General features: G+C 73.6%; 20 protein-coding genes. 10 read left to right on the top strand and 10 right to left on the bottom strand.

Translation table 11 applies throughout. The features are described from left to right. Positions 1-98: 98 nt before the first annotated feature. Both ACFVXK_RS03455 and ACFVXK_RS03450 read right to left on the bottom strand, forming a co-directional pair. On the bottom strand, positions 99-959 hold the full coding sequence (locus tag ACFVXK_RS03455; protein ID WP_389609875.1) for a TIGR03619 family F420-dependent LLM class oxidoreductase: 861 nt from the start codon (positions 957-959) through the stop codon (positions 99-101). Between the two features lie 172 nt (positions 960-1,131). After that, positions 1,132-2,220, bottom strand: coding sequence for an ADP-ribosylglycohydrolase family protein (locus tag ACFVXK_RS03450; protein ID WP_389609915.1), 1,089 nt, complete (start codon positions 2,218-2,220; stop codon positions 1,132-1,134). Positions 2,221-2,587: 367 nt separating this feature from the next. Between ACFVXK_RS03450 and ACFVXK_RS03445 the strand changes: the two genes are divergently transcribed. Next, positions 2,588-3,667 (top strand): tyrosine-protein phosphatase, encoded by a 1,080-nt coding sequence (locus ACFVXK_RS03445; RefSeq protein WP_389609874.1) that lies wholly within the window; start codon positions 2,588-2,590, stop codon positions 3,665-3,667. Between the two features lie 34 nt (positions 3,668-3,701). Here the strand turns inward: ACFVXK_RS03445 and ACFVXK_RS03440 are convergent, their stop codons facing one another. The 4 genes from ACFVXK_RS03440 to ACFVXK_RS03425 form a co-directional block, all read right to left on the bottom strand. Further along, the gene (locus ACFVXK_RS03440; RefSeq protein ID WP_389609873.1) at positions 3,702-6,293 is read right to left on the bottom strand and encodes a bifunctional FO biosynthesis protein CofGH; all 2,592 of its coding nucleotides are present in this window, start codon (positions 6,291-6,293) and stop codon (positions 3,702-3,704) included. 40 nt (positions 6,294-6,333) lie between these two features. After that, entirely contained in the window at positions 6,334-7,119 is a 786-nt protein-coding gene (locus tag ACFVXK_RS03435) for an SDR family oxidoreductase (protein ID WP_389609872.1), read from the bottom strand. 104 nt (positions 7,120-7,223) lie between these two features. After that, positions 7,224-7,904 (bottom strand): hypothetical protein, encoded by a 681-nt coding sequence (locus ACFVXK_RS03430; protein WP_389609871.1) that lies wholly within the window; start codon positions 7,902-7,904, stop codon positions 7,224-7,226. A gap of 208 nt (positions 7,905-8,112) precedes the next feature. Next, a complete protein-coding gene (locus ACFVXK_RS03425) occupies positions 8,113-8,919 on the bottom strand; it encodes a thioredoxin domain-containing protein (RefSeq protein WP_389609870.1) in 807 nt (268 codons plus the stop codon). 269 nt (positions 8,920-9,188) lie between these two features. On the opposite strand from ACFVXK_RS03425, the gene ACFVXK_RS03420 reads away from it, so the two are divergent. Next, on the top strand, positions 9,189-10,880 hold the full coding sequence (locus ACFVXK_RS03420) for a hypothetical protein (RefSeq protein WP_389609869.1): 1,692 nt from the start codon (positions 9,189-9,191) through the stop codon (positions 10,878-10,880). An 89-nt stretch (positions 10,881-10,969) separates the two neighbouring features. Here the strand turns inward: ACFVXK_RS03420 and ACFVXK_RS03415 are convergent, their stop codons facing one another. Together ACFVXK_RS03415 and ACFVXK_RS03410 are read right to left on the bottom strand one after the other, a co-directional pair. Beyond that, entirely contained in the window at positions 10,970-11,437 is a 468-nt protein-coding gene (locus tag ACFVXK_RS03415; protein ID WP_389609868.1) for a hypothetical protein, read from the bottom strand. 233 nt (positions 11,438-11,670) lie between these two features. Next, on the bottom strand, positions 11,671-11,874 hold the full coding sequence (locus tag ACFVXK_RS03410) for a cold-shock protein (RefSeq protein ID WP_007265804.1): 204 nt from the start codon (positions 11,872-11,874) through the stop codon (positions 11,671-11,673). Positions 11,875-12,110: 236 nt separating this feature from the next. Between ACFVXK_RS03410 and ACFVXK_RS03405 the strand changes: the two genes are divergently transcribed. The 5 genes from ACFVXK_RS03405 (at position 12,111) to ACFVXK_RS03385 (ending at position 17,880) form a co-directional block, all read left to right on the top strand. After that, entirely contained in the window at positions 12,111-12,974 is an 864-nt protein-coding gene (locus tag ACFVXK_RS03405) for a menaquinone biosynthetic enzyme MqnA/MqnD family protein (protein ID WP_389609867.1), read from the top strand. Between the two features lie 159 nt (positions 12,975-13,133). Then, positions 13,134-13,850, top strand: a complete 717-nt coding sequence (locus ACFVXK_RS03400) for a hypothetical protein (protein ID WP_389609866.1) — start codon at positions 13,134-13,136, stop codon at positions 13,848-13,850. 88 nt (positions 13,851-13,938) lie between these two features. After that, the gene (locus tag ACFVXK_RS03395; protein WP_389609865.1) at positions 13,939-15,924 is read left to right on the top strand and encodes a serine/threonine-protein kinase; all 1,986 of its coding nucleotides are present in this window, start codon (positions 13,939-13,941) and stop codon (positions 15,922-15,924) included. Positions 15,925-16,019: 95 nt separating this feature from the next. Next, positions 16,020-17,219, top strand: a complete 1,200-nt coding sequence (mqnC, locus tag ACFVXK_RS03390) for a cyclic dehypoxanthinyl futalosine synthase (RefSeq protein WP_389609864.1) — start codon at positions 16,020-16,022, stop codon at positions 17,217-17,219. Between the two features lie 16 nt (positions 17,220-17,235). Then, complete coding sequence (locus tag ACFVXK_RS03385; protein ID WP_389609863.1) at positions 17,236-17,880, top strand: hypothetical protein; 645 nt, start codon at positions 17,236-17,238, stop codon at positions 17,878-17,880. A gap of 28 nt (positions 17,881-17,908) precedes the next feature. On the opposite strand, the gene ACFVXK_RS03380 is transcribed toward ACFVXK_RS03385, so the two are convergent. Beyond that, the gene (locus ACFVXK_RS03380; RefSeq protein ID WP_389609862.1) at positions 17,909-18,742 is read right to left on the bottom strand and encodes a DUF3152 domain-containing protein; all 834 of its coding nucleotides are present in this window, start codon (positions 18,740-18,742) and stop codon (positions 17,909-17,911) included. Positions 18,743-18,922: 180 nt separating this feature from the next. Here ACFVXK_RS03380 and ACFVXK_RS03375 point away from each other — a divergent pair, with 180 nt between their 5' ends. Further along, positions 18,923-19,618 (top strand): demethylmenaquinone methyltransferase, encoded by a 696-nt coding sequence (locus tag ACFVXK_RS03375; RefSeq protein WP_389609861.1) that lies wholly within the window; start codon positions 18,923-18,925, stop codon positions 19,616-19,618. Between the two features lie 24 nt (positions 19,619-19,642). Further along, positions 19,643-20,554: a glutaminase gene (locus ACFVXK_RS03370; RefSeq protein WP_389609914.1), complete on the top strand. Its 912-nt coding sequence runs from the start codon at positions 19,643-19,645 to the stop codon at positions 20,552-20,554. A 210-nt stretch (positions 20,555-20,764) separates the two neighbouring features. Here ACFVXK_RS03370 and ACFVXK_RS03365 read toward each other — a convergent pair whose 3' ends face one another. Continuing rightward, positions 20,765-21,298 carry a GNAT family N-acetyltransferase gene (locus ACFVXK_RS03365; RefSeq protein ID WP_389609860.1) on the bottom strand — a complete coding sequence of 178 codons (534 nt, stop codon included), beginning with the start codon at positions 21,296-21,298 and terminating at the stop codon, positions 20,765-20,767. A gap of 98 nt (positions 21,299-21,396) precedes the next feature. Between ACFVXK_RS03365 and ACFVXK_RS03360 the strand changes: the two genes are divergently transcribed. After that, on the top strand, positions 21,397-22,689 hold the full coding sequence (locus ACFVXK_RS03360) for a geranylgeranyl reductase family protein (protein WP_045946772.1): 1,293 nt from the start codon (positions 21,397-21,399) through the stop codon (positions 22,687-22,689). Positions 22,690-22,692 lie beyond the last annotated feature (3 nt).

Here is a 22,692-nt window from a genome sequence, read left to right as displayed (position 1 = left end):
GGAACGGAACGCGCCAACGTACCAGCCGTGCGGGCGGGCCGGCGCACCCGGAGACACGCCCCGCCGGGGGCGTGCGGTTCCGGCCACCGCGGGGGAGTTCAGAGGTACTGGGCGAAGCCGTCCAGGGTGCGCAGGACCTCGTCCTCCGGGGCGGAGGGGAGCTGGAGGACGACCTCCTCGATGCCCAGCTCGGCGTAGTGGGCCAGCTTGCCGGGGTTGGGCTGGACGGCGTACGGGACCACCTGGAGGGTCTTGGGGTCGCGTCCGGCGTCCTCCCAGACCCGGCGCAGCACGGGCAGGCTCCCGGTCAGGCCGCCGCCCCCGATGGGGAGCCAGCCGTCGGCGTGGTCGGCGACGGCGGCGAACAGCTTGGGGCCGGCCGCCCCGCCGATGAGGGTGCGGGGGCCGTGCAGCCGCTCACCGCCGGGGAGTTCGCGCGGGGGCGTGGCGGGCTTGGGGTGGGCGTGGCTGGCCTGGACGGAGCCGTAGGGGCTCTCGTAGGCGGTCGGCTCCGGGGACCACAGGGCGCGCATGAGGGCCATGTGCGAGCGGACGCGTTCGCGCCGGGTGGGCCAGTCGACGCCGTGGTCGGCGGCCTCCTCGACGTTCCAGCCGTAGCCGATGCCGAGGGTGGTGCGGCCGCCGCTGAGGTGGTCGAGGGTGGCGGCCTGCTTGGCGAGGCCGATGGGGTCGTGCTGGGCGACGAGGGTGATGCCGGTGCCGAGGTGGAGGCGGCGGGTGACGGCTGCGGCCTGGGCGAGGGCGACGAAGGGGTCGAGGGTGCGGCCGTACTGGTCGGGGAGTTCGCCGCCCATGGGGGCGGAGGTGGTGCGGCTGACGGGGATGTGGGTGTGTTCGGGGAGGTAGAGGCCGGCGAAGCCGCGCTCTTCGAGGGTGGTGGCGAGGCGGGTGGGGGTGACGGTGAGGTCGGTGAGGAAGATGGTCGTGGCGATCCGCATGGGGCACCTCCGGGTGGTGGGGAGGGTCAAGGTACGGGGTTCCGCGTGGCGGTGGCAGGGGAACGGGGCCGCCCGGGTGGCGGCGGGGTGCGGGCGGGGCGGGGTCGGCCTGCGCGGCGGCGCTGTTCCGGTGTGCCCACCCGTTCCGCCCTGCGGAACGACTGCCCACACCTCAGCCTTGGGGGTAGCGGGTCAGCCAGGCTTGGGTGGGGTGGAGGGTGGGGCCCTGGGTCATTTCCAGGGCGAAGTCGTCGGCCAGTTCCAGGATCGTGGCCCGGCCCTCCAGTTCGGCGAGCCAGGCCGCCGGGAGGGCCGTCTCGCCGTGGAGGGCGCCGAGCAGGGCCCCGCACAGGGCGCCGGTGGCGGTGGAGTCGCCGCCGTGGTTGACGGCCAGGCGCAGCCCGTGCGCCACGTCCTCCGCGACGAGGGCGCAGTAGACGGCGACGGCGAGGGCGTCCTCCGCGTCGCGGCCGTCGCCCGGGGAGAGGGACTCGACGGCGCGGGGGCCGGGCGCGTCCGCGGTGGCGGCGGCGAGGGCCCGGTGCAGGGCGTCGGTGACGGGCTGGTGGCCGGGGCGGGTGGCGAGGAGGGCGAGGGCGCGCCGGAGGGCGGCGTCGAGGGTCTCGCCGCGCGTCAGGCCGTGCACGACGACGGCGAGGGCCCCGGCGGACAGGTACGCGGTGGGGTGGCCGTGGCTCTGGGCGGCGCACTCGACGGCGAGCTGGAGGACGAGGGAGGGCTCCCAGCCGACGAGGAGGCCGAAGGGGGCCGAGCGCACGGTGGCGGCGGCGTCGCGGGCGGTGGGGTTCTTGGGCTGGTCCAGGGTACCGAGGGTGTCGTCGGCGAAGCCGGTCATGCACGACCGGTCGGGGTCGCGGCGGGCGTAGAGCCACTCCTCGTGCGCGAGCCAGCCGTTGTCCTTGCGGCGTTCGTCGGGGCCCCAGTCGTGCTGGGTGGCGGCCCAGCGCAGGTAGGCGCGGTGGAGGTCGGTCGGGGGGTGCCAGGCGCCGGTGTTCCGGCGCACGTGGGCCCGTATCAGGCCGTCCACGGTGAACAGGGTGAGCTGGGTGGCCGCGGTGACGGCGCCGCGGCGGCCGTGGGCGGGGGCCGGTTCGGTGAGGCCGGCCGGGCCGTGGGCCTCGCGGATGCCGTCCAGGGAGAGGCCGGCCACGGGGGCGCCGAGGGCGTCGCCGATGGCGGAGCCGAGGAGGGTGCCGCGGACCCGGCTGCGGAAGTCCTGCTGTTCGGTGCGGCCCCACAGGGCGGTGGCCAGGACGACCCCCGCCCCGGGGGGTGCGGCCGGGGCCGGGGGAGACGCCGCCGGGGCGTCCGCCGCTGCCTCCGCCCCCGCTTCGGTCGCCGCGCTCGTGCCCGTGCCCGTGCCCGTGCTCGTCGTTGTGTCCATGCCGTCCCCCCAGAGTCTGGCGCGCACTGTAGTGGACGGTTCGGGTGGATTCGGAAGGAGTCCGTCAGGTCGGCCCGTAAGTGACCGCAGAACGGCCGGAACGGGGGCGGTCCCAGCCCGCGAGATGATCAAGTGGCACGTTTTGCCACTTTCCTTCGCGGCGGCTGGTTCCAGCCATGTCCTGTTCATGCGGGGTTCGCCGGGGGCCCGGAGCCTCGACGCCATGAAGAAGGCTCTCCTCGCCGCGACCGCCGTCGCCGCCTCCGCTCTCACCACCGCCCTGGTCGTGGCCCCCGCCGCCTCCGCCTCCGGCTGGGAATGGCCCGGCCGTCACCACGACCGCACCTCGATCCCCTTCACCGAGGCCACCGTCACCGCCGCCGCGGACGGTTCGTTCACCCTGAAGTGGAACGCCAAGGGCACCAGGCACGTCGAGATCAAGGCGAACGGCAAGGTCGTCGCCAAGGGCGGCGCCAAGGGTCAGGCGACCGTCACGGGCCTGCCCGCCGCCGACCGCCAGTGGTTCGACTTCAAGGCCGACCACGGCCAGGGCCTGCACCTCGCCGACCGTCTGGTCAAGCTGGAGGGCGCGGTCAACTTCCGCGACGCCGGCGGCTACCGCACCACCACCGGCCAGTGGGTCAAGATGGGCGAGGTCTACCGCTCCGACGCCCTGAACAAGCTCACCCCGGGCGACCTGGCCAAGCTCCAGCGCCTGCGCGTGAAGACCGTCTTCGACCTGCGCATGCAGGACGAGCGCACCAAGGACGCCGACAAGGTCCCGGCCGGTGCGCACTACGTCGTCGCCGACGTCTTCGCGGGCTCCGGCTCCTTCCAGACCCTGCCCAAGACCCCCGACGAGGCCGTCAACGCCATGATCGGCGCCGAGAAGGCCATGGTCGGCGGCGAGGGCGGCAAGAAGGCGTACACGCAGGTCTTCGAAGGCATCGGCAACGACCGCGCCCGCTCCGTCCTGTTCCACTGCACCGCCGGCAAGGACCGCACCGGCTGGGCGAACGCCTCGCTGCTGACGGCCCTCGGCGTGCCGCAGGAGACGGTGATGGCCGACTACCTGGCCAGCAACGACTACCGCAAGGCCGCCAACGACGCGGTCCTCTCCCACCTCCCGGCCCCCCAGGCCGCCGTCTACAAGCCGATGCTCGACGTCCGCCCCGAGTACCTGAACGCGGGCTACGACGAGGTCAAGGCCACGTACGGCACCTTCGACCGGTACCTCAAGGACGGCCTCGGCATCGACGCCCGCGAGCTGCGCGAGCTGAAGCAGGACCTCCTCGTCGGCTGACCCCGCTTCCCCGCCGCCCGTCCGCGCCCCGCGGTCACTCCAGGACCGGCAGCAGCTCCGGCAGGTGCCCGTCCGAGGCCCGGGCCGCGTCCTGCCGCTCCTGCGGCACCTCCCCGTACAAGGTCGTCCGGGGGCGCGCGGGCCGGCCCGCCGCCTCCGCGACCGCGACCAGGTCCCGCACCGACTTGTACGAGCCGTAACTCGACCCCGCCATGCGGGAGATGGTCTCCTCCATCAGGGTGCCGCCGAGGTCGTTGGCGCCGGAGCGGAGCATCTCGGCCGCGCCCTCCGTGCCCAGCTTCACCCAGCTGGTCTGGATGTTCGGGATGTGCGGGTGCAGCAGCAGCCGGGCCATCGCCGTCACGGCCCGGTTGTCGCGGACCGTCGGGCCGGGCCGGGCGATGCCCGCCAGGTAGACGGGGGCGTTGGTGTGGATGAAGGGGAGCGTCACGAACTCCGTGAACCCCTCCACCCCGTTGGCGCGGGCCGTCTCCTGGATGCGGGCCAGGGTGCGGAAGTGGCCGAGCCAGTGGCGGGGCTGGTCCACGTGCCCGTACATCATCGTGGACGAGGAGCGGATGCCCAGCTCGTGCGCGGTGGTGATGACCTCCGTCCAGTCCGCCGTCGGCAGCTTGCCCTTGGTGAGCACCCAGCGGACCTCGTCGTCCAGGATCTCCGCCGCCGTGCCCGGGATCGAGTCCAGCCCGGCCTCCTTGGCGGCCGTCAGCCAGTCCCGTACGGACATCCCGGTGCGGGTGGCGCCGTTGACGACCTCCATCGGGGAGAAGGCGTGCACGTGCATGCCCGGCACCCGCTGCTTCACCGCCCGCGCGATGTCGAAGTACGCCGTCCCCGGCAGGTCCGGATGGATCCCGCCCTGCATGCACACCTCGACCGCGCCCACGTCCCAGGCCTGGGCGGCCCGGTCGGCGACCTGCTCCAGGGAGAGGGTGTACGCGTCGGCGTCGGTGCGGCGCTGCGCGAAGGCGCAGAACCGGCAGCCGGTGTAGCAGACGTTGGTGAAGTTGATGTTCCGCGTGACGATGTACGTGACGTCCTCGCCCACCACCGAGCGGCGCAGGTCGTCCGCGATCCGGCACAGGGCGTCCAGCGCCGGGCCGTCCGCGTGCAGCAGGGCCAGGGCCTGCTCGTCGGTGAGCCGCTCGGGATCCTCGGCGGCCTGCGCCAGCGCGGCCCGTACGTCGGTGTCGATCCGCTCGGGGACCATGCCGGGCGCGGCGGCCTCGCGCAGGGCCTCCCAGTCGCCGTAGACCTCGTCGAAGTCCTCGCGGCGGTCGCCCGTGCGGCCCTCGGTGTCGATCGCGGTGTGCAGGTCGGTGCGCCCGGCGGCGGTGAAGGCCTCCTCGGGCTCCTGCCAGGGGTGCCCCTCCACGACGGCGTCCGGGCGGGCCAGGCCGGTCTCCGGGTCGGCCAGGGCGCGTACGTGGGGCAGCAGGCGGGGGTCCAGCCAGGGCTCGCCGCGCTGCACGAACTCCGGGTACACGCAGAGCCGTTCGCGCAGCTCGAACCCGGCCGCCGCCGACCGCTCGGCGAGCAGGTCGATCTGGGGCCAGGGGCGTTCGGGGTTGACGTGGTCCGGGGTGAGCGGGGAGACGCCGCCCCAGTCGTCGATGCCGGCGCCGATCAGGCGGGCGTACTCGCCGTCGACCAGGTTGGGCGGGGCCTGGAGGCAGGCGGAGGGGCCCATGATGTGCCGGGCGACGGCGATCGTGGCGACCAGGTCGTCCAGTTCGGCGTCCGGCATCCCGCGCATCGCCGTGTCCGGCTTGGCGCGGAAGTTCTGGATGATCAGCTCCTGGATGCCGTGGTAGGCGCGGGAGACGCGGCGCAGCGTGAACAGGGACTCGGCGCGCTCCTCGTACGTCTCGCCGATGCCGATGAGCAGCCCGGAGGTGAAGGGGACCGAGGAGCGCCCGGCGTCCTCCAGGACGCGCAGGCGGACGGCCGGCTCCTTGTCGGGGGAGCCGTGGTGCGGGCCGCCGGGCTCGGACCACAGCCGGGTGGCGGTGGTCTCCAGCATCATCCCCATGGACGGGGCCACGGGCTTGAGGCGCTGGAAGTCCGCCCAGGACATGACCCCGGGGTTGAGGTGGGGCAGCAGCCCGGTCTCCTCCAGGATGCGGATCGAGATGGCGCGGACGTAGGAGATCGTGTCGTCGTAGCCCTCCGCCTCCAGCCACTCGCGGGCCTCGGGCCAGCGGTCCTCGGGCTTGTCCCCGAGGGTGATGAGCGCTTCCTTGCAGCCCAGGGCGGCGCCCCGGCGGGCGATGTCGAGGACCTCGTCCGGGGACATGAACATCCCGTGGCCCGCGCGGCGCAGCTTGCCGGGGACGGTGGCGAAGGTGCAGTAGTGGCACTTGTCGCGGCAGAGCCGGGTGAGGGGGATGAACACGCTCTTCGAGTACGTGATCACGCCCGCGCGGCCGGCGGCCGCCAGGCCCGCGTCGCGGACCCGGGCGGCGGAGGCGGCGAGGTCCTCCAGGGCCTCGCCGCGGGCCTGGAGCAGCACGGCCGCCTCGGTCGCGTCGAGCGCGACACCGTCGCGGGCCCGCCGGAGCGCGCGGCGCATCGCGTTGTCGGTCGGGGCGTCACTCGGAGTGGTCATACGGCGAGCATACGATCAGCGGTTCGGGGGCCGGAGGGGGTCACCGCATCAGCTCACCGGCGTTGACCAGCAGGGACTGGCCGGTTATCGCCCGTGCCCGGTCGGAGGCCAGGAACACGGCGGCGTCCGCGACGTCCCCGTCGGTGGCGAGGTCGGGCAGGGCCATCCGGTCGGTGAGGCGGGCGTGGACCTCGGCCTCGGGGACGTTCTCGGTGTGGGCGGTGAAGGTGACGAAGGCCTGGACGGGCGGGCCCCACATCCAGCCGGGCAGCACGGTGTTGACGCGGATCCGGTGCGGGCCGAGCTCGCGGGCCAGGGAGTACATGGCGGAGGTCAGCGCGCCCTTGGAGGCGGCGTAGGCGGCCTGGCGGACCTCGCTGGGCGCGGCGACGGCGGACTGGGTGCCGATCAGGACGACGGAACCGCCGCCCCCGGATTTGAGGGCGGGCAGGCAGGCGCGGGTCATGCGCAGGGTGCCCAGGAGGTTGACGTCGAGGATCTGCTGCCAGGTCCCGAAGTCGGCGTCCTCCAGGCCGCCGAAGTAGGAGTCCCAGGCGGCGACGTGCACGACGGCGTCGATCCCGCCGAAGCGTTCGGCGGCGAGCGCGGCGAGGGCCTCGCACTGCCGCTCGTCGGTGATGTCGGTGGGCCGGTACGCGGTGTGGGCGCCGTCGGGGTCGATCTCGGCGGCGGACTTGGCCAGGTTGGCCTCGGTGCGCGCACCGAGGACGGCGTTCCCGCCGTCGCGGACCACGGCGGCGGCCACCTGGTGGCCGAGCCCGGCCCCCACACCGGAGACGACGACGGTCTTCCCTCGCAGCAGCATGGCGCGCTCCCGTGTGACGATCCGTTTCTGACGGTGCGTCAGGGTAGGCGGGAGTGGCCGCGGTGGGAAGGGGTGCGGGGGACGGGCTGCGGGGGCCGGGCGGCTCAGCGGCGCCCGGTGGCGTCCAGGTAGATGTTCACGGCGACCCAGGTGAACCACAGCAACGGGATGATCGCCACGTAGGCGAGCGGCCGGGCGTGCACCGGCGGACCTTCCTCCAGCGGCTGGCGGCCGGGCGCGGGGGTGGGGTCCGGGAGCTTGCCGAACTTCATCGCGGCGAGCAGGTTCCAGAACAGCGTGAACGGCGTGAACAGCACCAGGGACAGGGGGCTCCACCAGCCCTGGCACAGGGTCTTGGTGGTCATGGTGCGCACCAGGGACCGGCCGCACGGGCGGCAGAACGGGCCCTGGAGGGTGTGGAAGCGCATCAGGACCAGCACGCCGACGTGCGCGCGGACCGAGAAGAGAGCGGCCTGCGGGGCCCCGCAGTTGCGGCAGCCCGGCGCGGGCGCGTGGCCGTACGGGGGCGCGAAGGCGGGGTCGTAGGGCACGGCGCCCGGGGGCGTCCCGCCCGGGCCGCCCTGCTGGGCGGGGAAACCGGGGGCGGGCTGCTGGGCGTACGGGTGCGGCGGCTGGCCGGCGGGCTGCTCGCCCACGGGCGGCTGGCCGGCGGCCTGCTGGGCGTACGGGTTCGGCTGCGCGCCGGGCGCGCCCGCGTACGGGTTCGGCGGGACCGGGGCCCCGGAGTAGGGGTTCGGCGCGGGCTGGTGCGGCGGGGTGGTCATGGCAGGCCTTCGGGATCGGCGGCGCGGGCAGGAGAGCGGCGGCCGGCCGGCCGGTCGGCGGCGGGCAGGGCGGTGCACGGCCCGGACCACGGCCCGCCCCGCCTTCCGGATGCCTTCACGGAAGGAGGAGGCTTCGCACGCCAGTTCTCTCGTCTGGCCGAAAAGTACCAGGAGTCGGGCCGCCCGCCGGTCAACCTCCCCCGGCGGGTCACGCCTTCGGGTTCGCCGCCACCAGCCGCCCGAAGGCCTCCGGGGTGATCGTCTCCAGGCCCTTGCCCGTCAGCACGTCCACCTCCTTGCCGTTGACCTCCACCACCGGCGTGCCCTTCTTGCCGCTGCCGTAGAAGGCCTTGGAGACCCGGTCCGCCCACGGCATGTACGTCAGCTCCTTGACCGCCTTGTCGAAGTCCGGGTTGCGCAGCCCCGGTACCCGGTCGGCGAGGTCCAGCAGGGTGGCCGTCGAGCCGAACTTGTCGTCCGACTCCTTCTGCGGGTGGTTCCGGTAGAGCACCTGGAGGTAGTCCATGAACTTCTCCGGACTCTCGTTGACGGCCGCGCCCAGCGCGTTCAGCGCGCGCTTGGAGCCCTTGCCGCCGAGGGCCCCGTCCAGGAAGGTGGCGAAGTGGTACTCGACGCGGTAGTCCCCGGCGTCCGCCCGCTCCTTGAAGGCCGGTCCGAGGCCCGTCTCCACGCCCGCGCAGAACGGGCAGCGCGGATCCAGCCAGACCGATACGAGGTCCTTCGCGCCCTCCTTGCCGTACGGGACGACCGCCCCGTCCTCGCCGGCCGTGTGCGCGGGCCGCACGAACGGCCTGCCGCCCGCCTCGCTCTCCCCCGAACCGGCGGACCGCGACGCGTAGACGCCCACCCCGGCCGCGATCACGAGGACCGCGCCCAGGGCCCCGCCGACGAGCAGCCGCCCGCGCAGCCGCGCGCGCCGCGCCTGCTCCTCCCGTTCCGCCAGGAGCCGTTCACGGGCCTCGCGCCGCTGGTCCTTCTTGCCACCACTCGCCATGAAAACAGGGTAAATTCCCACGAGCCCTGCCAGGATGGGCCTTTGGGAGGTTCCGGGCAGGGCCGGAAGTCCCGTTCGCACCGGGCCGGAGGGCCGCAGGAGCCGGGCTGGACGTCCTGGGCCACAGGGGGGTGAAGCCGAGACGAATGGTGTGTCATATCTGCGGGGGCGACGGCGAGTCGTATCCGAATACCTGATAGACAGAACAATCACGGCCCGACCGGCCGTGCGCCTGACTTCGCCGGCCGCCTTGGGGGGATCGCCGCACCGTGAAGCCGCTTCACCGTCACGTAGTCAACACCTCGCGCAAGGTGTTGTGCACGGCCGCCCTCGCGGCCAGCCTCACCACCGCAGCAGTGGTGACCAACACCCCGGTCGCCGGCGCGGGCGAGGCCGAACCCACCCCGGACAGCCCGCAGGCCGCCGAGCGCGGCGACGCCCGCCTCGACCTCCCGGGCCAGCTCGCCGACCCGGTCGTCCCGCCCGCCGCGGGCGGTGCGGCCACCGAGGGCGCCGCCGGAATCCCCGCGACCGCCCTGGACGCCTACAAGCGCGCCGAGGTCGCCGTCGCCGCCGCCCTGCCCAAGTGCAAGCTGCCCTGGCAGCTGATCGCGGGCATAGGCCGGGTCGAGTCCGTGCACGCCTCCGGCTACGGGCTCAAGGACGACGGCACCACCGAGCGCCCGATCCGCGGCCCCCGCCTCGACGGCAACGGCTACGAGAAGATCCTCGACACCGACAAGGGCGAGTTCGACGGCGACACCGAGTACGACCGCGCCTTCGGCCCCCTGCAGTTCATCCCCTCCACCTGGGCCACCTGGAAGGCCGACGGCAACGGCGACGGCAAGCGCGACGCCAACAACATCTACGACGCGGCGCTGGGCGCGGGCCTCTACCTCTGCTCGGGCGGCAAGGACCTCTCCACCCCGGCCGACCTCGACCGGGCGATCCTCAGCTACAACAACTCGCGCGAGTACGTGAACAGCGTGCTCGGCTACATGCGCCAGTACCAGCAGGACGGCACCGCCGGGGTCCCGAACCCGCCCGTCGGCACCTTCCCGACGCCGCCGACGCCGACCGTCCCCACCCCGCCGCACGTCCCGACGCCCAACCCGCCGGCGACGAAGCCGACGCCCAAGCCGGACCCCAAGCCCGACCCGAAGCCGACGCCCAAGCCGGACCCGAAGCCCGACCCGACCAAGCCCACCCCGGCGCCCGCGACGCTGGCCAAGCTGGAGCGCGTCGGCGACGGCGAACTGGCGGCGGAGGCCGGCAGCACGTTCGCGGACGGCGTCCGCTTCAAGGCCGTGCTCAGCGACGGCAAGCCGGCCGTCGGCCAGGCCGTGCTCTTCGCGGTCGAGAAGGACACCACCGGCGGCACGGGCTTCGTCTTCGGTGACGAGGCGAGCGTGGTCGTCCGTACCGACGCCCAGGGCATCGCCACCGCGCCGCGCCTCAAGGCCGGTCCGACGGCGGGCACCTTCACCCTCCGGGCCAGGGCCTACGACTCCAAGGGCCAGTTCACCGTCGCGCTGGACGGCAAGGTCACCGCGAAGCCGGCCGAGAAGCCGGTGGCGCTGACCCGTGCGGACGGCGGCGGGGCGGTCGAGGTCGCGGCCGGCGCCTCGGTCAAGGGCCTGCAGTTCCTGACCGCCCGCGACGGCAAGGCGCAGGCCGGGGTCCAGGTCACCGCGACGCTGGTCACGGGCAAGCCCGGGGCCTGGGTCCCGGTCGACCCGAAGACGCCGAAGGGCCCGTTCTTCAAGGGCGCCGCGGAGGGCCAGAAGCTGTTCTCCCTGGAGCTGCCCAAGACCGGGGCCGACGGGAAGACCGACCTGCCGGAGCTGCTGACCACGGACGTCCCCGCGGGCACCTACCACCTGCGGCTGACCACGGCGGACGGGGCGGAACTGGTCCTGGACCTCACGGTCACCGCCCCGAAGGCGGCCCCCAAGGCCTGACCCCGGCCCGTACGGACGGAACACGCACGACGGCACGGCCGGTCGCCCCGCGCGACCGGCCGTGCCGTCGTGTACGGGCCGCGGAGCCCCTATACGGGGGTGCCGTCGACGCGGACGAAGCCGACGCCGCAGAAGGACGCCAGGTTGGCCGGGGTGTAGGGCACCGCGGCGTTGATGCTGCAGCTGGTGTGGTGGACGACCCCCTTCTTGTCCAGGAGGTCGATCTTCAGGTTGTGGCCGGGGCCGACGTCGGTGGCGGTGTCCGTGACGCACTTCGGGGCGTTGTCGAGGAGCCCGAGGTTGATCCACACGCCGGGGTTGCGGGTGTCGTTGAGGAAGGCGTGGCCCTGCCGGTCCGTCGCCACGCGGAAGACGATCGTGGGGACGATGTCGTCCGGCGTGGTCAGCGAGAAGTCGCGCGACACCGAGCACTTCCTCTCGTGCTCGTCCCGGTCGTCCGTGCCCCCGGCGGCCGCGGAGGGCGCCATGAGGGCGCCGAGCAGCACCGCCCCCGACACCGCCGAAACACCCCGTACGGCCCAAGCGAGCTTCGTCATCCGATTCCTCCGTGAGTGCGGGTCCGATGTCCGCGACCGAACATCCCCGACACCCGTCGGCTGTACACGCGGTGTGATGAGCGGTCACTCAGGGGAACCAGGATCCGGCCCCGAACGGCGGCGGCGGCCCCTGCTCGGGGGAAAAGGCAGGAGCCCCGCCCCTCCGTTCGCACGGAGGGAGCAGGGCTCCTTGGGTACTGCTATATCCGACCGCGATCCGGCCGGCCTGGCGACTAGGCCGGGGTGACGTTCTCCGCCTGCGGGCCCTTCGGACCCTGCGTGACGTCGAAGTTCACCTGCTGGTTCTCCTCGAGGGAGCGGAAGCCAGAGGCGTTGATCGCGGAGTAGTGGACGAAGACATCCGGGCCGCCGCCGTCCTGGGCGATGAAGCCGAAGCCCTTTTCAGCGTTGAACCACTTCACGGTTCCGGTAGCCATGAGCCCTCCTATGGGCCAAAGGGTCGCCCTGCTCCAGAACCTGCTAAGAAGTCTGAAAACTACAAAAGCCTGCGGGTTACATGCTCCGCAGGCCTCGTACTGCAAGGGAAACCAAACTGCAACTTGCGTCGAGCCTAGCACGCACCCTCGGGCCGAGACCAGAGGGAAAGATCACGTCACCCGGACGTTTGAGACCCGCTCGATCGCTGACGGAGAAGCGCCGCTAGTCTCGCGATGTGGACGTCTATCGCAGCCGGCCCAGGGTCGGCCACATCCAGTTCCTGAACTGCCTGCCCCTCTACTGGGGGCTGGCGCGCACCGGCACCCTGCTGGACATGGAGCTGACCAAGGACACCCCCGAGAAGCTGAGCGAGCGGCTGGTCCAGGGGGACCTGGACATCGCCCCGATCACCCTCGTCGAGTTCCTCCGCAACGCCGACCGGCTCGTCGCCCTCCAGGACATCGCCGTGGGCTGCGACGGCCCCGTCATGTCCTGCGTGATCGTCTCGCAGGTCCCGCTGGAGCAGCTGGACGGGGCGCGGGTGGCCCTCGGCTCGACCTCGCGGACCTCCGTGCGCCTGGCCCAGCTGCTGCTCGCCGAGCAGTACGGGGTCCGGCCGGACTACTACACCTGCCCCCCTGACCTGGGGCTGATGATGCAGGAGGCCGACGCGGCGGTGCTGATCGGCGACGCCGCGCTGCGCGCCTCGCTGCACGACGCGCCCCGGCTGGGGCTGGCCGTGCACGACCTGGGGCAGATGTGGAAGGAGTGGACGGGGCTGCCGTTCGTCTTCGCCGTCTGGGCCGCCCGCAAGGACTACCTGGCCCGCGAACCCGAGATCGTCCGGGAGGTCCACGACGCCTTCCTGGCCTCCCGGGACCTCTCCCTGGAGGAGGTCGTGAAGGTCGCCGAGCAGGCGGCCCGCTGGGAGGCGTTCGACGCCGGGCTGCTCCAGCGCTACTTCACCACCCTCGACTTCCGCTTCGGTCCGGAACAACTCGCCGGGGTGCGGGAATTCGCGCGCCGAACGGGAGCGGACACCGGCTACGCGGCCGATGTGACGGTGGAGTTGCTGAAGGCCGGCCGACAGGAACGCTGATCGTCAATAGCCCGGGGATCTTCCCGGGGATCTTCCGCTTCACCGCTCGGGAATGTTCCGTTTGCCGGTAATTCGTTCGCCTTTCGCATTTCCGTCGCACACGCCCGGAGAAGTGGAAGAAGATCGGCGGAGCGGAATACGAGCGGGGCGGGGAAGGTCATGGCATTCGGCAGGAACACGGCAACCGCGGAACCCTTCGAACCGGTGCCCTGGGACGGGATCACCCGTTTCACGGTCGGCCGGGTGCTGCGCGACGCGGTGCGCGCGTCCAGGCGGGGTGCGGGGGCGCACGCCGTGCGCGTCCCGCGCCTGCGCGGGGGCGAGGAGCTGATGGTCCCGGCCCTGTACGTCGCGCCGGCCGGCCCGGACGGCGTCCCGCTGCGGCAGGGGGGCTTCCGGCTGTACGAGGACGAGGCCCGGACCCGGCCGCTGTGCTTGGTGCTCCCGCTGGACCCCGGCGGCGACCACCACCGGGTGACGGACGCGGCCGGGCGGGAGACCGGCACGGTCCACCGGACCCCGGCGGCACAGCGGCTGGTCCGGCACGGCTGGTGGCTGGAGCAGCCCGGGCACCCGGAGGTGACCGCCCCGCGCCGCTGGGCCGAGGGGGGACCCGGGCGGATCGTGGAGCGGGGTGTCGGGAAGGTCCTCGGGAGCGTCGTCGACCACGTCCTGAGCCTGGGCGCGGAGGACACCTCCCGCGACCCGCTGAAGCCGGTGCTGTGGCGGGCCGGGGAGGAGACCGTGCTGTCCTTCCGGCCGGCCCAGGGGCCCCGCTGGTACGAGGTCGGGCGGGACGGCTGGCTGGACCGGCGGCTGGCCTTCGCCCTCGCGGTGCTGAGGGAGAGCGAGGTGTGGGGCGCGGACCGCCGCTGACGCCCGCCCTTCGCCGCCCGGATCCGCCGGGCACCCCCTAAGGTGCTGCTGTCCGGGTGACGTGGAACCCGGGGACAGGGGGGACGCGATGCACCCGCTCGAAGCCGGTGAGCCGCGGACGATCGGCGCGTACCGGCTGCTGGGCCGGCTCGGCGCGGGCGGCATGGGCCGGGTCTATCTGGGGCGCAGCGCGGGCGGCCGGACCGTCGCCGTGAAGGTCGTGCACCCCCACTTCGCCTCCGACGCGGAGTTCCGCATCCGCTTCCGCCGCGAGGTGGAGGCCGCCCGGCGGGTGGGCGGGGAGTGGACGGCGCCGGTCCTGGACGCCGACCCCGAGGCGGCCGTGCCGTGGGTGGCGACCGGGTACGTGGCGGGTCCCTCGCTGGACCGGGCGGTCGCCGGGCACGGGCCGCTGCCGGAGGGCTCGGTACGGGCCGTGGGCGGGGGGCTGGCGCGGGCCCTGGTGGCGGTGCACGGGCTGGGCCTGGTCCACCGGGACGTGAAGCCCTCGAACGTGATGCTGACCCTGGACGGGCCCCGGCTGATCGACTTCGGGATCGCCCGGGCCACGGACGGCACCGCCTCGCTGACCTCCACCGGCGTGTCCATCGGCTCGCCGGGCTACATGGCGCCCGAGCAGATCCTCGGCAAGGGGGTCACGGGGGCCTCGGACGTGTTCTCCCTCGGCGCGGTGCTGGCCTTCGCGGCGACCGGCCGGCCGCCGTTCAGCGGGGACAACTCCGCGACCCTGCTCTACAAGGTGGTGCACGAGCCGCCGGAGCTGGACGCGGTCCCGGCCGGGGAGTTGCGGGAGCTGATCGCGTCCTGCCTGGCCAAGGCGGCGTCGGAGCGGCCGTCCCCCGGGGACCTCGCGGCCGCGCTGGGCGGGGCCCTGGGCGCCCCGGGCTGGCTCCCGGCCCCACTGGTGGAGGAGGCCAGCCGGGCGGCGGTGGCCCTGCTGGACCTGGACGCGGACGCCGCCGAGGGCGGGGGCGGGGCGGGTGCCTCCGGCGGCCGGGGCGCGGCGGGGTTCCCCGGTGCCGGAGCGGGCGCGGCCGGCGCGGGTTCCGGATCCTGGCCGGGTTCCGGTTCCGGTTCCGGTTCCGGGAGCGACGGGCGGGGCGGGCACGGGGCCGGTTACGGTGCCGGATACGGAGGCGAGCCCGGCTCCGGTGACGGGTCCGGGCACGGGTTCGGGGCCGGGTACGGCCCGGGGACGGTGTCCGCGTCCGGGCCGGTGCCGTTCGCCCAGGGCTCCTACGGCGGGCCCGCCGGGGTCGGGTTCGGGACGCCGGACGCCTCGTACGGGACCCCGCCCGGGTACGCCGGGAACGCGGGGCCCTACGGGTCCGGCGGGCCGGGGACGGGCGGTTCCGGCGGCGGACCGTACGGCCCGGGTACCGGCGGCGGGGTGTACGGGGCGCCCACCGAGACGGCCGGGGGCGGCGCCGGGGTGCCGCAGCCCCGGACCGCGCCGGGCGGCGAGCGGGGCGGGGTCACCCTCAGCGCGGCCGGCCGCCGCTTCAGCTGCACCCTGGTCCTCGGCGCGGCCGCCGCACTGGTGGCGCTGTCGGGCGGGCTGTACGGGATGGGGCTGCTGCCCGGTCAGGGCGACACCAGGGACGCGGCGGTGGGCAGGCCCCCGGCCGCCGCCTCGACCCCCGGGGCGGACGCCTCCGCCCCCCGGCCCTCCGCCTCCACCCCGAAGGGGTCCCGCAAGGACGTGCCCGAGCAGTTCATCGGCACCTGGAAGGGCACCGTCTCCACCACCATCAAGGCCACCACCGAGTTCGAGATCACCATCAAGGCGGGCGGCGTCGGCGAGGTCGTCGCCCGGGACAAGTCGATCCTCCCGGTCCTGGGCGCCGACTGCAGCGGCGACTGGAGGCTGGTCTCCGCCACCGACGGCTCCCTGGTCCTGGACAGCTCGGTCGGCACCAATCCGGCCCCGGGCATCTGCTCCGGCGGCTCCGCCGACGAACGCCTCACCCTCAACCCCGGCGGCACGCTGCACTACCGGTCGGGCGACCGGGGGGCCGGGAACCCGGAGGGCGACCTCGTCCGCAGCCCGTGACCGGGGTCCCCGCCCCCTGGCGGATCCGGCCGGGGGCCCTGGCGTAGGCTGGATCGGTCCGGACCCTTGACACACCGCCGAAAGGTGACCCACCGGTGACCGACCTGGCCGCACTCCAGTCCGTCCTCGACCGCGCCGCCGCGGGGGGCCGGATCACCAAGGAAGAGGCGCTCGACCTCTACCGGCACGCTCCCCTCCACGCGCTCGGCCAGGCCGCCGACGCGGTACGCCGCCGCCGTTACGCGGGGACCGAGCACATCGCGACGTACATCATCGAGCGCAACATCAACTACACGAACGTGTGCGTCACGGCGTGCAAGTTCTGCGCCTTCTACGCGGCCCCCAAGGACACGAAGAAGGGCTGGACCCGCGGCCTCGACGACATCCTGCGCCGCTGCGCGGAGACCGTCGAGCTCGGCGGCACGCAGGTGATGTTCCAGGGCGGGCACCACCCGGACTTCGGCGTGGAGTACTACGAGGAGCACTTCTCCGCCATCAAGAAGGCCTACCCGCAGCTGGTCATCCACTCCCTCGGCGCGTCCGAGGTCGAGCACATGGCCCGCATCTCCGGCGTCTCCGCCGAGGAGGCCATCCAGCGGATCCACGCGGCCGGCCTCGACTCCTTCGCGGGCGCCGGCGCCGAACTCCTGCCGGAGCGGCCGCGCAAGGCGATCGCCCCGCTGAAGGAGTCCGGCGAGCGCTGGCTGGAGATCATGGAGATCGCCCACAAGCTGGGCGTGGAGTCCACCTCCACCATGCTGATGGGCACCGGCGAGACCAACGCCGAGCGCATCGAGCACATCGCGATGATCCGTGACACGCAGGACCGCACCGGCGGCTTCCGCGCGTTCATCCCGTACACGTACCAGCCCGAGAACAACCACCTCAAGGGCCGGACCCAGGCGACGGTCTTCGAGTACCTGCGGATGATCGCGATCGCGCGCCTCTTCCTCGACAACGTCGCGCACATCCAGGGTTCCTGGCTGACCGTCGGCAAGGAGGCGGGCCAGCTCTCCCTGCACTACGGCGCCGACGACCTCGGTTCGATCATGCTGGAGGAGAACGTCGTCTCCTCCGCCGGTGCCAAGCACCGCTCGAACCGCCAGGAGATCATCGACCTGATCCGCAAGGCGGGCCGCGTCCCGGCGCAGCGCGCCACGACGTACGAGCACCTCCTGGTGCACGAGGACCCGGCGAACGACCCGGTCGACGACCGCGTGGTCTCGCACATCTCCTCGACCGCCATCGAGGGGGGCACCGCGCACCCCGAGCTGAAGCTCATCTCCACGAACTGACGCGGACCGACCCCCGATGCTGACGCTGCACACCGCCGAGCTCCTCGTCACCGGGCCGGGCGCCGCTCCGCTGGAGGCGGGCGCCGTCCTGGTGGAGGGCGACCGGATCGTCCGCACGGGCCGCTACGAGGACCTCGGCGCGGCCGCGCCGCACGCCCGGGTGCGGCGCTGGCCCGGGGTCCTCACGCCGGGGCTGCTGGCGCGCGGGGCGGACGTGCTGCTGGAGGGGACCTACTACCCCGACGACCCGTACGAGGTCACCGAGCTGGGCGCCGACCCGATCACCGGTGCGGAAGCCCTGGAAGCCCTCAAGCTGACCGACTCCCGCCGGGGCAACAGCGCCCGGCGCGGCACGCAGAAGCTGCTGGCGCGCGGGGTGGTGGCGGTGGCCGGACGGTTCACGGTCCCGGCGGTGCGCACGGCGGTGGTCCGCTCGGGCCTGGCCGTGGTCCCGCCCGCCCCCTACGAGGGCGAGGCGGCGCTGGACCCGCTGACCGGGCGGGAGAGCGCCGGGCAGGCCTACCACGGGCTGCTCCGGGACGGGGCGGAGGCCCGGTTCGCGGTGTTCGCGGTGGCGGACGAGGCCGAACTGCTGGAGCGCGGGGCGACCACCTGCGTGGCCACCGTGATCGGCGGCCGGCTGCTGCACCGGCGGCGCTAGGCCCTGTCGTCGGAGTCCCGCCCGCCCGCTACGGCACCTGGGGGCCGGACAGGTAGGTTCCGCCGGCGGTGTGCGGCCAGGCGTTCGAGACGCAGCCCTGGAGCCCCTTGATCTGCTGCATCATCGCCGGGGCGGGGGCGCCCGGCCGGGGGCAGGTCTCGTGGCCGCGGCCCAGTTCGTGGCCCACCTCGTGGTTGATGATCAGCGCCCGGTACTCGGCGGCCGAGCCCTGGAACTTCGGCGATCCCTCCTGCCAGCGCTTGAGGTTCACCACGATGGTGTGGTGGGCCTGGCAGTTGGTCTCCCCGATGAGCTCGGGGGTCACCACGTCGCACAGCCGGTCGGTGGTGGCGGGCGTGGCGATCTTCACGGTGAAGTCCACCGGTTCGTCGCGGCCGGCCAGCCGGAATCCGTACGAGGGGTCGCGTATCCACCCGCGGCGGTCCCCGAGTATCGCCTCGATGTTCCGGGCGGCGGAGTCCGGGTCGACGCCGCTGGCGTTCTCCGTCTCCACCCGCCAGCGCAGCGGGCGCCCCTCGCCCTGGGCCCGGCCGGCGGTGGAGGAGGCGGTGAACGCGCCCGGGGCCGCGGTCGGGCTCGGGCTCGGGCTCGCGGTGGGGCTCGGGCTCGCGGTCGGGCTCCGGGGCGGGGTGGGAGCCGCGTGCTCGGCCGGTGCCGCCGCCCGTTCGGCCGCCGGCGACGGGCCGCCCAGGGCGGCGGTGGCGGCGCCCTTCTCCAGCCCGAGCCAGTAGGCGGCGACGGAGAGCGCGGCTAACGTCGCCCCGCCCAGGACCGTGCGGCGCAGTCGAAGTCGCCTGCGCCGTTTGGCCCGTCGTGCGTTGACTGAGCGGCGTGTTGCCATGGATGGTCCCCCGTTTGTTCGTAATCCCGCCCAGTCTGCCCGCTTCCGGGCTGGATCTGCCTGAATTTATGCCGGAGCGGGCCCGGCCGGGCCGGGGCGGCCGACTCGGTGGCGGCCTGAGAGGATGACGGGGTACGACCTGTCCGCCGCAGAAACACCGAGCATCGAGGGGCACCGCCAGTGACAAGGGCTTCCCTGGACAAGCAGCCGCACGAAGTCGCCTCCATGTTCGACGGCGTCGCGGAGAAGTACGACCTCACCAACGACGTCCTCTCCCTCGGGCAGGCCCGCCTGTGGCGCAAGGAGGCCGCCAGGGCGGTCGCCGCCCGCCCCGGCCACAAGGTGCTCGACCTGGCCGCCGGCACCGCGACCTCCTCCCTCCCGTACGCCGCGACCGGCGCGTACGTCGTCCCCTGCGACTTCTCCCTCGGGATGCTGCGGGAGGGCAAGAAGCGCAACCCGTGGCTCCCGCTGACGGCGGGCGACGCGACCCGGCTGCCCTTCGCGGACGACGTGTTCGACACCGTGACGATCTCCTTCGGGCTGCGCAACGTCCAGGACACGGACGCCGCGCTGCGCGAGATGTACCGGGTGACCAAGCCCGGCGGGCAGGTCGTCATCAGCGAGTTCTCGCAGCCGACCTGGGCGCCGTTCCGGACCGTCTACACCGAGTACCTGATGCGCGCCCTGCCGCCGGTGGCCCGCGCGGTCTCCTCCAACCCCGACGCGTACGTGTACCTCGCCGAGTCCATCCGCGAGTGGCCCGACCAGCCCGCGTTGGCCGAGCTGCTGCAGAAGGCCGGCTGGGGCAAGGTCGCCTGGCGGAACCTGAGCGGCGGCATCGTGGCCCTGCACCGCGGCGTCAAGGTCCGTTAGCACCCGACGGCACGTGTGGCACCAGTGGACTACCAGCACATCCTCGAACGGATCGCGGCGGACGTCGCCCCGCTGATCGGCAGCGGCACCCCGGCCGAGTACATCCCGGCGCTGGCGGGGGTCGACCCCCGCCGGTTCGGGATGGCGATCGCCGACCTCGACGGGAACGTCTTCGGCACCGGGGACTGGCGGGTCCCCTTCTCCACCCAGTCGATCACCAAGGTCTTCGCGCTGGCCCTCGCCCTCGCGGAGGGCGGGGACAGCCTGTGGGAGCGGGTGGGGCGGGAGCCGTCCGGCAACCCGTTCAACTCCCTGGTGCAGCTGGAGTACGAGAACGGCATCCCGCGGAATCCTTTCATCAACGCGGGCGCGCTCGTCGTCACCGACCGGCTGCAGACGCTGACGGGTGACGCGAGCAGCGAACTCCTGGAGTTCCTGCGGCAGGAGAGCGGGAACCCGGACGTCGGCTTCGACGCGGAGGTGGCCGCCTCCGAGCACGAACACGGCGACCGGAACGCGGCCGTGGCGCACTTCATGGCGTCCTACGGCAACATCGACAACCCCGTGCCGGCGCTGCTGGACCACTACTTCTGGCAGTGCTCGATCGAGATGACCTGCGCGGACCTGGCCCTGGCCGCCCGCTTCCTGGCCCGGCACGGGCTCCGGGCGGACGGCTCCCGCCTCCTCACCCGCAGCGAGGCCAAGCAGATCAACGCGGTGATGCTGACCTGCGGGACGTACGACGCGGCGGGGGAGTTCGCCTACCGGGTGGGGCTCCCGGGCAAGAGCGGGGTCGGCGGCGGCATCATCGCGGTCGTCCCGGGCCGCTGCACCCTCGCGGTGTGGAGCCCGGGCCTGGACGCCCAGGGCAACTCGGTCGCGGGCGCGGCGGCCCTGGACCGCTTCACGACACTGACGGGCCTGAGCGTCTTCTAGTCCTTCCCGCGCCGCTCGCGCGGCTCGGCCGCGGCCGGCCTCCCCGGCTTCGCACCGCTGCGGCGGACTCCGTCCGCCGGAGGCCGGGCGGGGCCGCTGCCCCCGGCTGGGGCCTGTCCGCCGCCTGCGGGCCGTTGCCGCCGCGCGGGGCCGGGCCCCCTACCCTCCCCCAGCGGTAGCTGGGGAAGGGGCGGGGCGGGGAGAAGGCCCCTACGCCCCCGCGAGCGTCAGCTCGTAGAGGCGGGCCCGGCGGCCGCCCGGGGCGGCGATCTCCTCGCCCGGCGTCATGCCGAGCCGCTCCGCCACCGCCACCGAACGCACGTTGCGTACGTCGATCACCGCGCAGACCCGCCCGACACCGACCTCCCGCAACCGCTCCAGCGTGGCCAGCGCGGCGGCGTACGCGTACCCCTTCCCCCACGCGGCACGCCCCAGCCGCCACCCGATCTCGATCCGGCCCACCGGCCCCCACGCCTTCGCCGCCGGCCACGGCTGCGCGCCCGTGAAGCCGAGCACCTCGCCCTCCCCGTCGAGCAGGGTCCACAGGCAGTGGCCCAGTTGTGCGTCGTGCATCCGCTGCCGGGCGGTGATCTCCTCGTAGAAGGACAGCTCCGCGGGACCGCCCAGGAACTCCATCACGTCCGCGTCGTCGAAGACGCGGTGCCAGGCGTGCGCGTCCTCGTCGATCGGTACGCGGAGCTGGACCGCCGGCAGCGGCGGCCGGGTCGTCGGCGAGGTCGTCATCGGGGCAGCCCTTCGGATCGCGATCACTCTCGCTGCATAGACTGCGTCATGTCCTGTGCCGTTGGGCACCCCTTATCGAGCCTTCGGGAGACCCCGCAGTGACCGAGCCCACCGAGCCCCTCTCCGAACACCGCGCGGACGTGATCGTCGTCGGGGCCGGGCCCGCCGGCTCGACGACCGCCTACTACCTCGCGAAGGCCGGACTCGACGTCCTGCTCCTGGAGAAGACCGCGTTCCCGCGCGAGAAGGTCTGCGGTGACGGTCTGACCCCGCGCGCCACCAAGCAGCTGGTGGCGATGGGCATCGACATCTCCGAAGAGGCCGGCTGGCTGCGCAACAAGGGCCTGCGCATCATCGGCGGCGGGCAGCGGCTCCAGCTGGACTGGCCGGAACTCGCCTCCTACCCGGACTACGGACTCGTCCGCAAGCGCGACGACTTCGACGAGACCCTGGCCCGCCAGGCGCAGAAGGCCGGCGCCCGCCTGTACGAGCGCTGCAACGTCGGCGAGCCCGTCCGCGACCCGCGCACCGGGCACATCACCGGCGTGCACGCGAAGCTCGGCGAGGAGAAGACCCCGGTCACCTTCCACGCCCCGCTCGTCGTCGCCGCCGACGGCAACTCCTCGCGCCTGTCCCTGGCGATGGGCCTGCACCGGCGCGAGGACCGCCCGATGGGCGTCGCCGTGCGCACGTACTTCACCTCGCCCCGGCACGACGACGACTACCTGGAGTCCTGGCTGGAGCTGTGGGACCGGCGCGGCCCGCAGGACCGGCTGCTGCCCGGCTACGGCTGGATCTTCGGCATGGGCGACGGCACGTCCAACGTCGGCCTCGGCATCCTCAACTCCTCCTCCGCCTTCAAGGAGCTGGACTGGCGCGAGGTCCTCAAGGCCTGGTGCGCGTCCATGCCGGAGGACTGGGGCTACACCCCCGAGAACATGACGCAGCCGATCCGCGGCGCGGCCCTGCCGATGGCCTTCAACCGGCAGCCGCACTACACCAAGGGCCTGCTGCTGGTCGGTGACGCGGGCGGGCTCGTCAACCCGTTCAACGGCGAGGGCATCGCCTACGCGATGGAGTCCGGGCAGATCGCGGCGGAGGTCATCGTCCAGGCCCACGCCCGCGCCACCCCGGCCCAGCGCGAGCTGGCGCTGCACAGCTACCCGAAGGTGCTCAAGGAGACCTACGGCGGCTACTACACGCTGGGCCGCGCCTTCGTGAAGCTGATCGGCAACCCGACGGTCATGAAGATCGCCGCCCAGCGCGGCCTGACGCACCCGGTGCTGATGCGCTTCACGCTGAAGATGCTGGCGAACCTGACGGACCCGACGGGCGGCGACGCGATGGACCGCATCATCAACGGCCTCTCGAAGGTGGCCCCGAAGGCCTGACCC

Origin of the sequence: Streptomyces sp. NPDC058157 (assembly GCF_042884105.1) — a bacterium.
Classification (GTDB): Bacteria; Actinomycetota; Actinomycetes; order Streptomycetales; family Streptomycetaceae; genus Streptomyces.
Note: the sequence above shows the minus strand (reverse complement) of the source record. Positions and strands in the feature narration are given on the sequence as shown.

Excerpts from the sequence above, each read along its gene's own strand:
- ACFVXK_RS03455 (WP_389609875.1), bottom strand. The coding sequence starts at position 959 with ATGCGGATCGCCACGACCATCTTCCTCACCGACCTCACCGTCACCCCC.
- ACFVXK_RS03445 (WP_389609874.1), top strand. The coding sequence starts at position 2,588 with ATGAAGAAGGCTCTCCTCGCCGCGACCGCCGTCGCCGCCTCCGCTCTC.
- ACFVXK_RS03440 (WP_389609873.1), bottom strand. The coding sequence starts at position 6,293 with ATGACCACTCCGAGTGACGCCCCGACCGACAACGCGATGCGCCGCGCG.
- ACFVXK_RS03435 (WP_389609872.1), bottom strand. The coding sequence starts at position 7,119 with ATGCTGCTGCGAGGGAAGACCGTCGTCGTCTCCGGTGTGGGGGCCGGG.
- ACFVXK_RS03430 (WP_389609871.1), bottom strand. The coding sequence starts at position 7,904 with ATGACCACCCCGCCGCACCAGCCCGCGCCGAACCCCTACTCCGGGGCC.
- ACFVXK_RS03425 (WP_389609870.1), bottom strand. The coding sequence starts at position 8,919 with ATGGCGAGTGGTGGCAAGAAGGACCAGCGGCGCGAGGCCCGTGAACGG.
- ACFVXK_RS03415 (WP_389609868.1), bottom strand. The coding sequence starts at position 11,437 with ATGACGAAGCTCGCTTGGGCCGTACGGGGTGTTTCGGCGGTGTCGGGG.
- ACFVXK_RS03410 (WP_007265804.1), bottom strand. The coding sequence starts at position 11,874 with ATGGCTACCGGAACCGTGAAGTGGTTCAACGCTGAAAAGGGCTTCGGC.
- ACFVXK_RS03400 (WP_389609866.1), top strand. The coding sequence starts at position 13,134 with ATGGCATTCGGCAGGAACACGGCAACCGCGGAACCCTTCGAACCGGTG.
- ACFVXK_RS03395 (WP_389609865.1), top strand. The coding sequence starts at position 13,939 with ATGCACCCGCTCGAAGCCGGTGAGCCGCGGACGATCGGCGCGTACCGG.
- ACFVXK_RS03385 (WP_389609863.1), top strand. The coding sequence starts at position 17,236 with ATGCTGACGCTGCACACCGCCGAGCTCCTCGTCACCGGGCCGGGCGCC.
- ACFVXK_RS03380 (WP_389609862.1), bottom strand. The coding sequence starts at position 18,742 with ATGGCAACACGCCGCTCAGTCAACGCACGACGGGCCAAACGGCGCAGG.
- ACFVXK_RS03365 (WP_389609860.1), bottom strand. The coding sequence starts at position 21,298 with ATGACGACCTCGCCGACGACCCGGCCGCCGCTGCCGGCGGTCCAGCTC.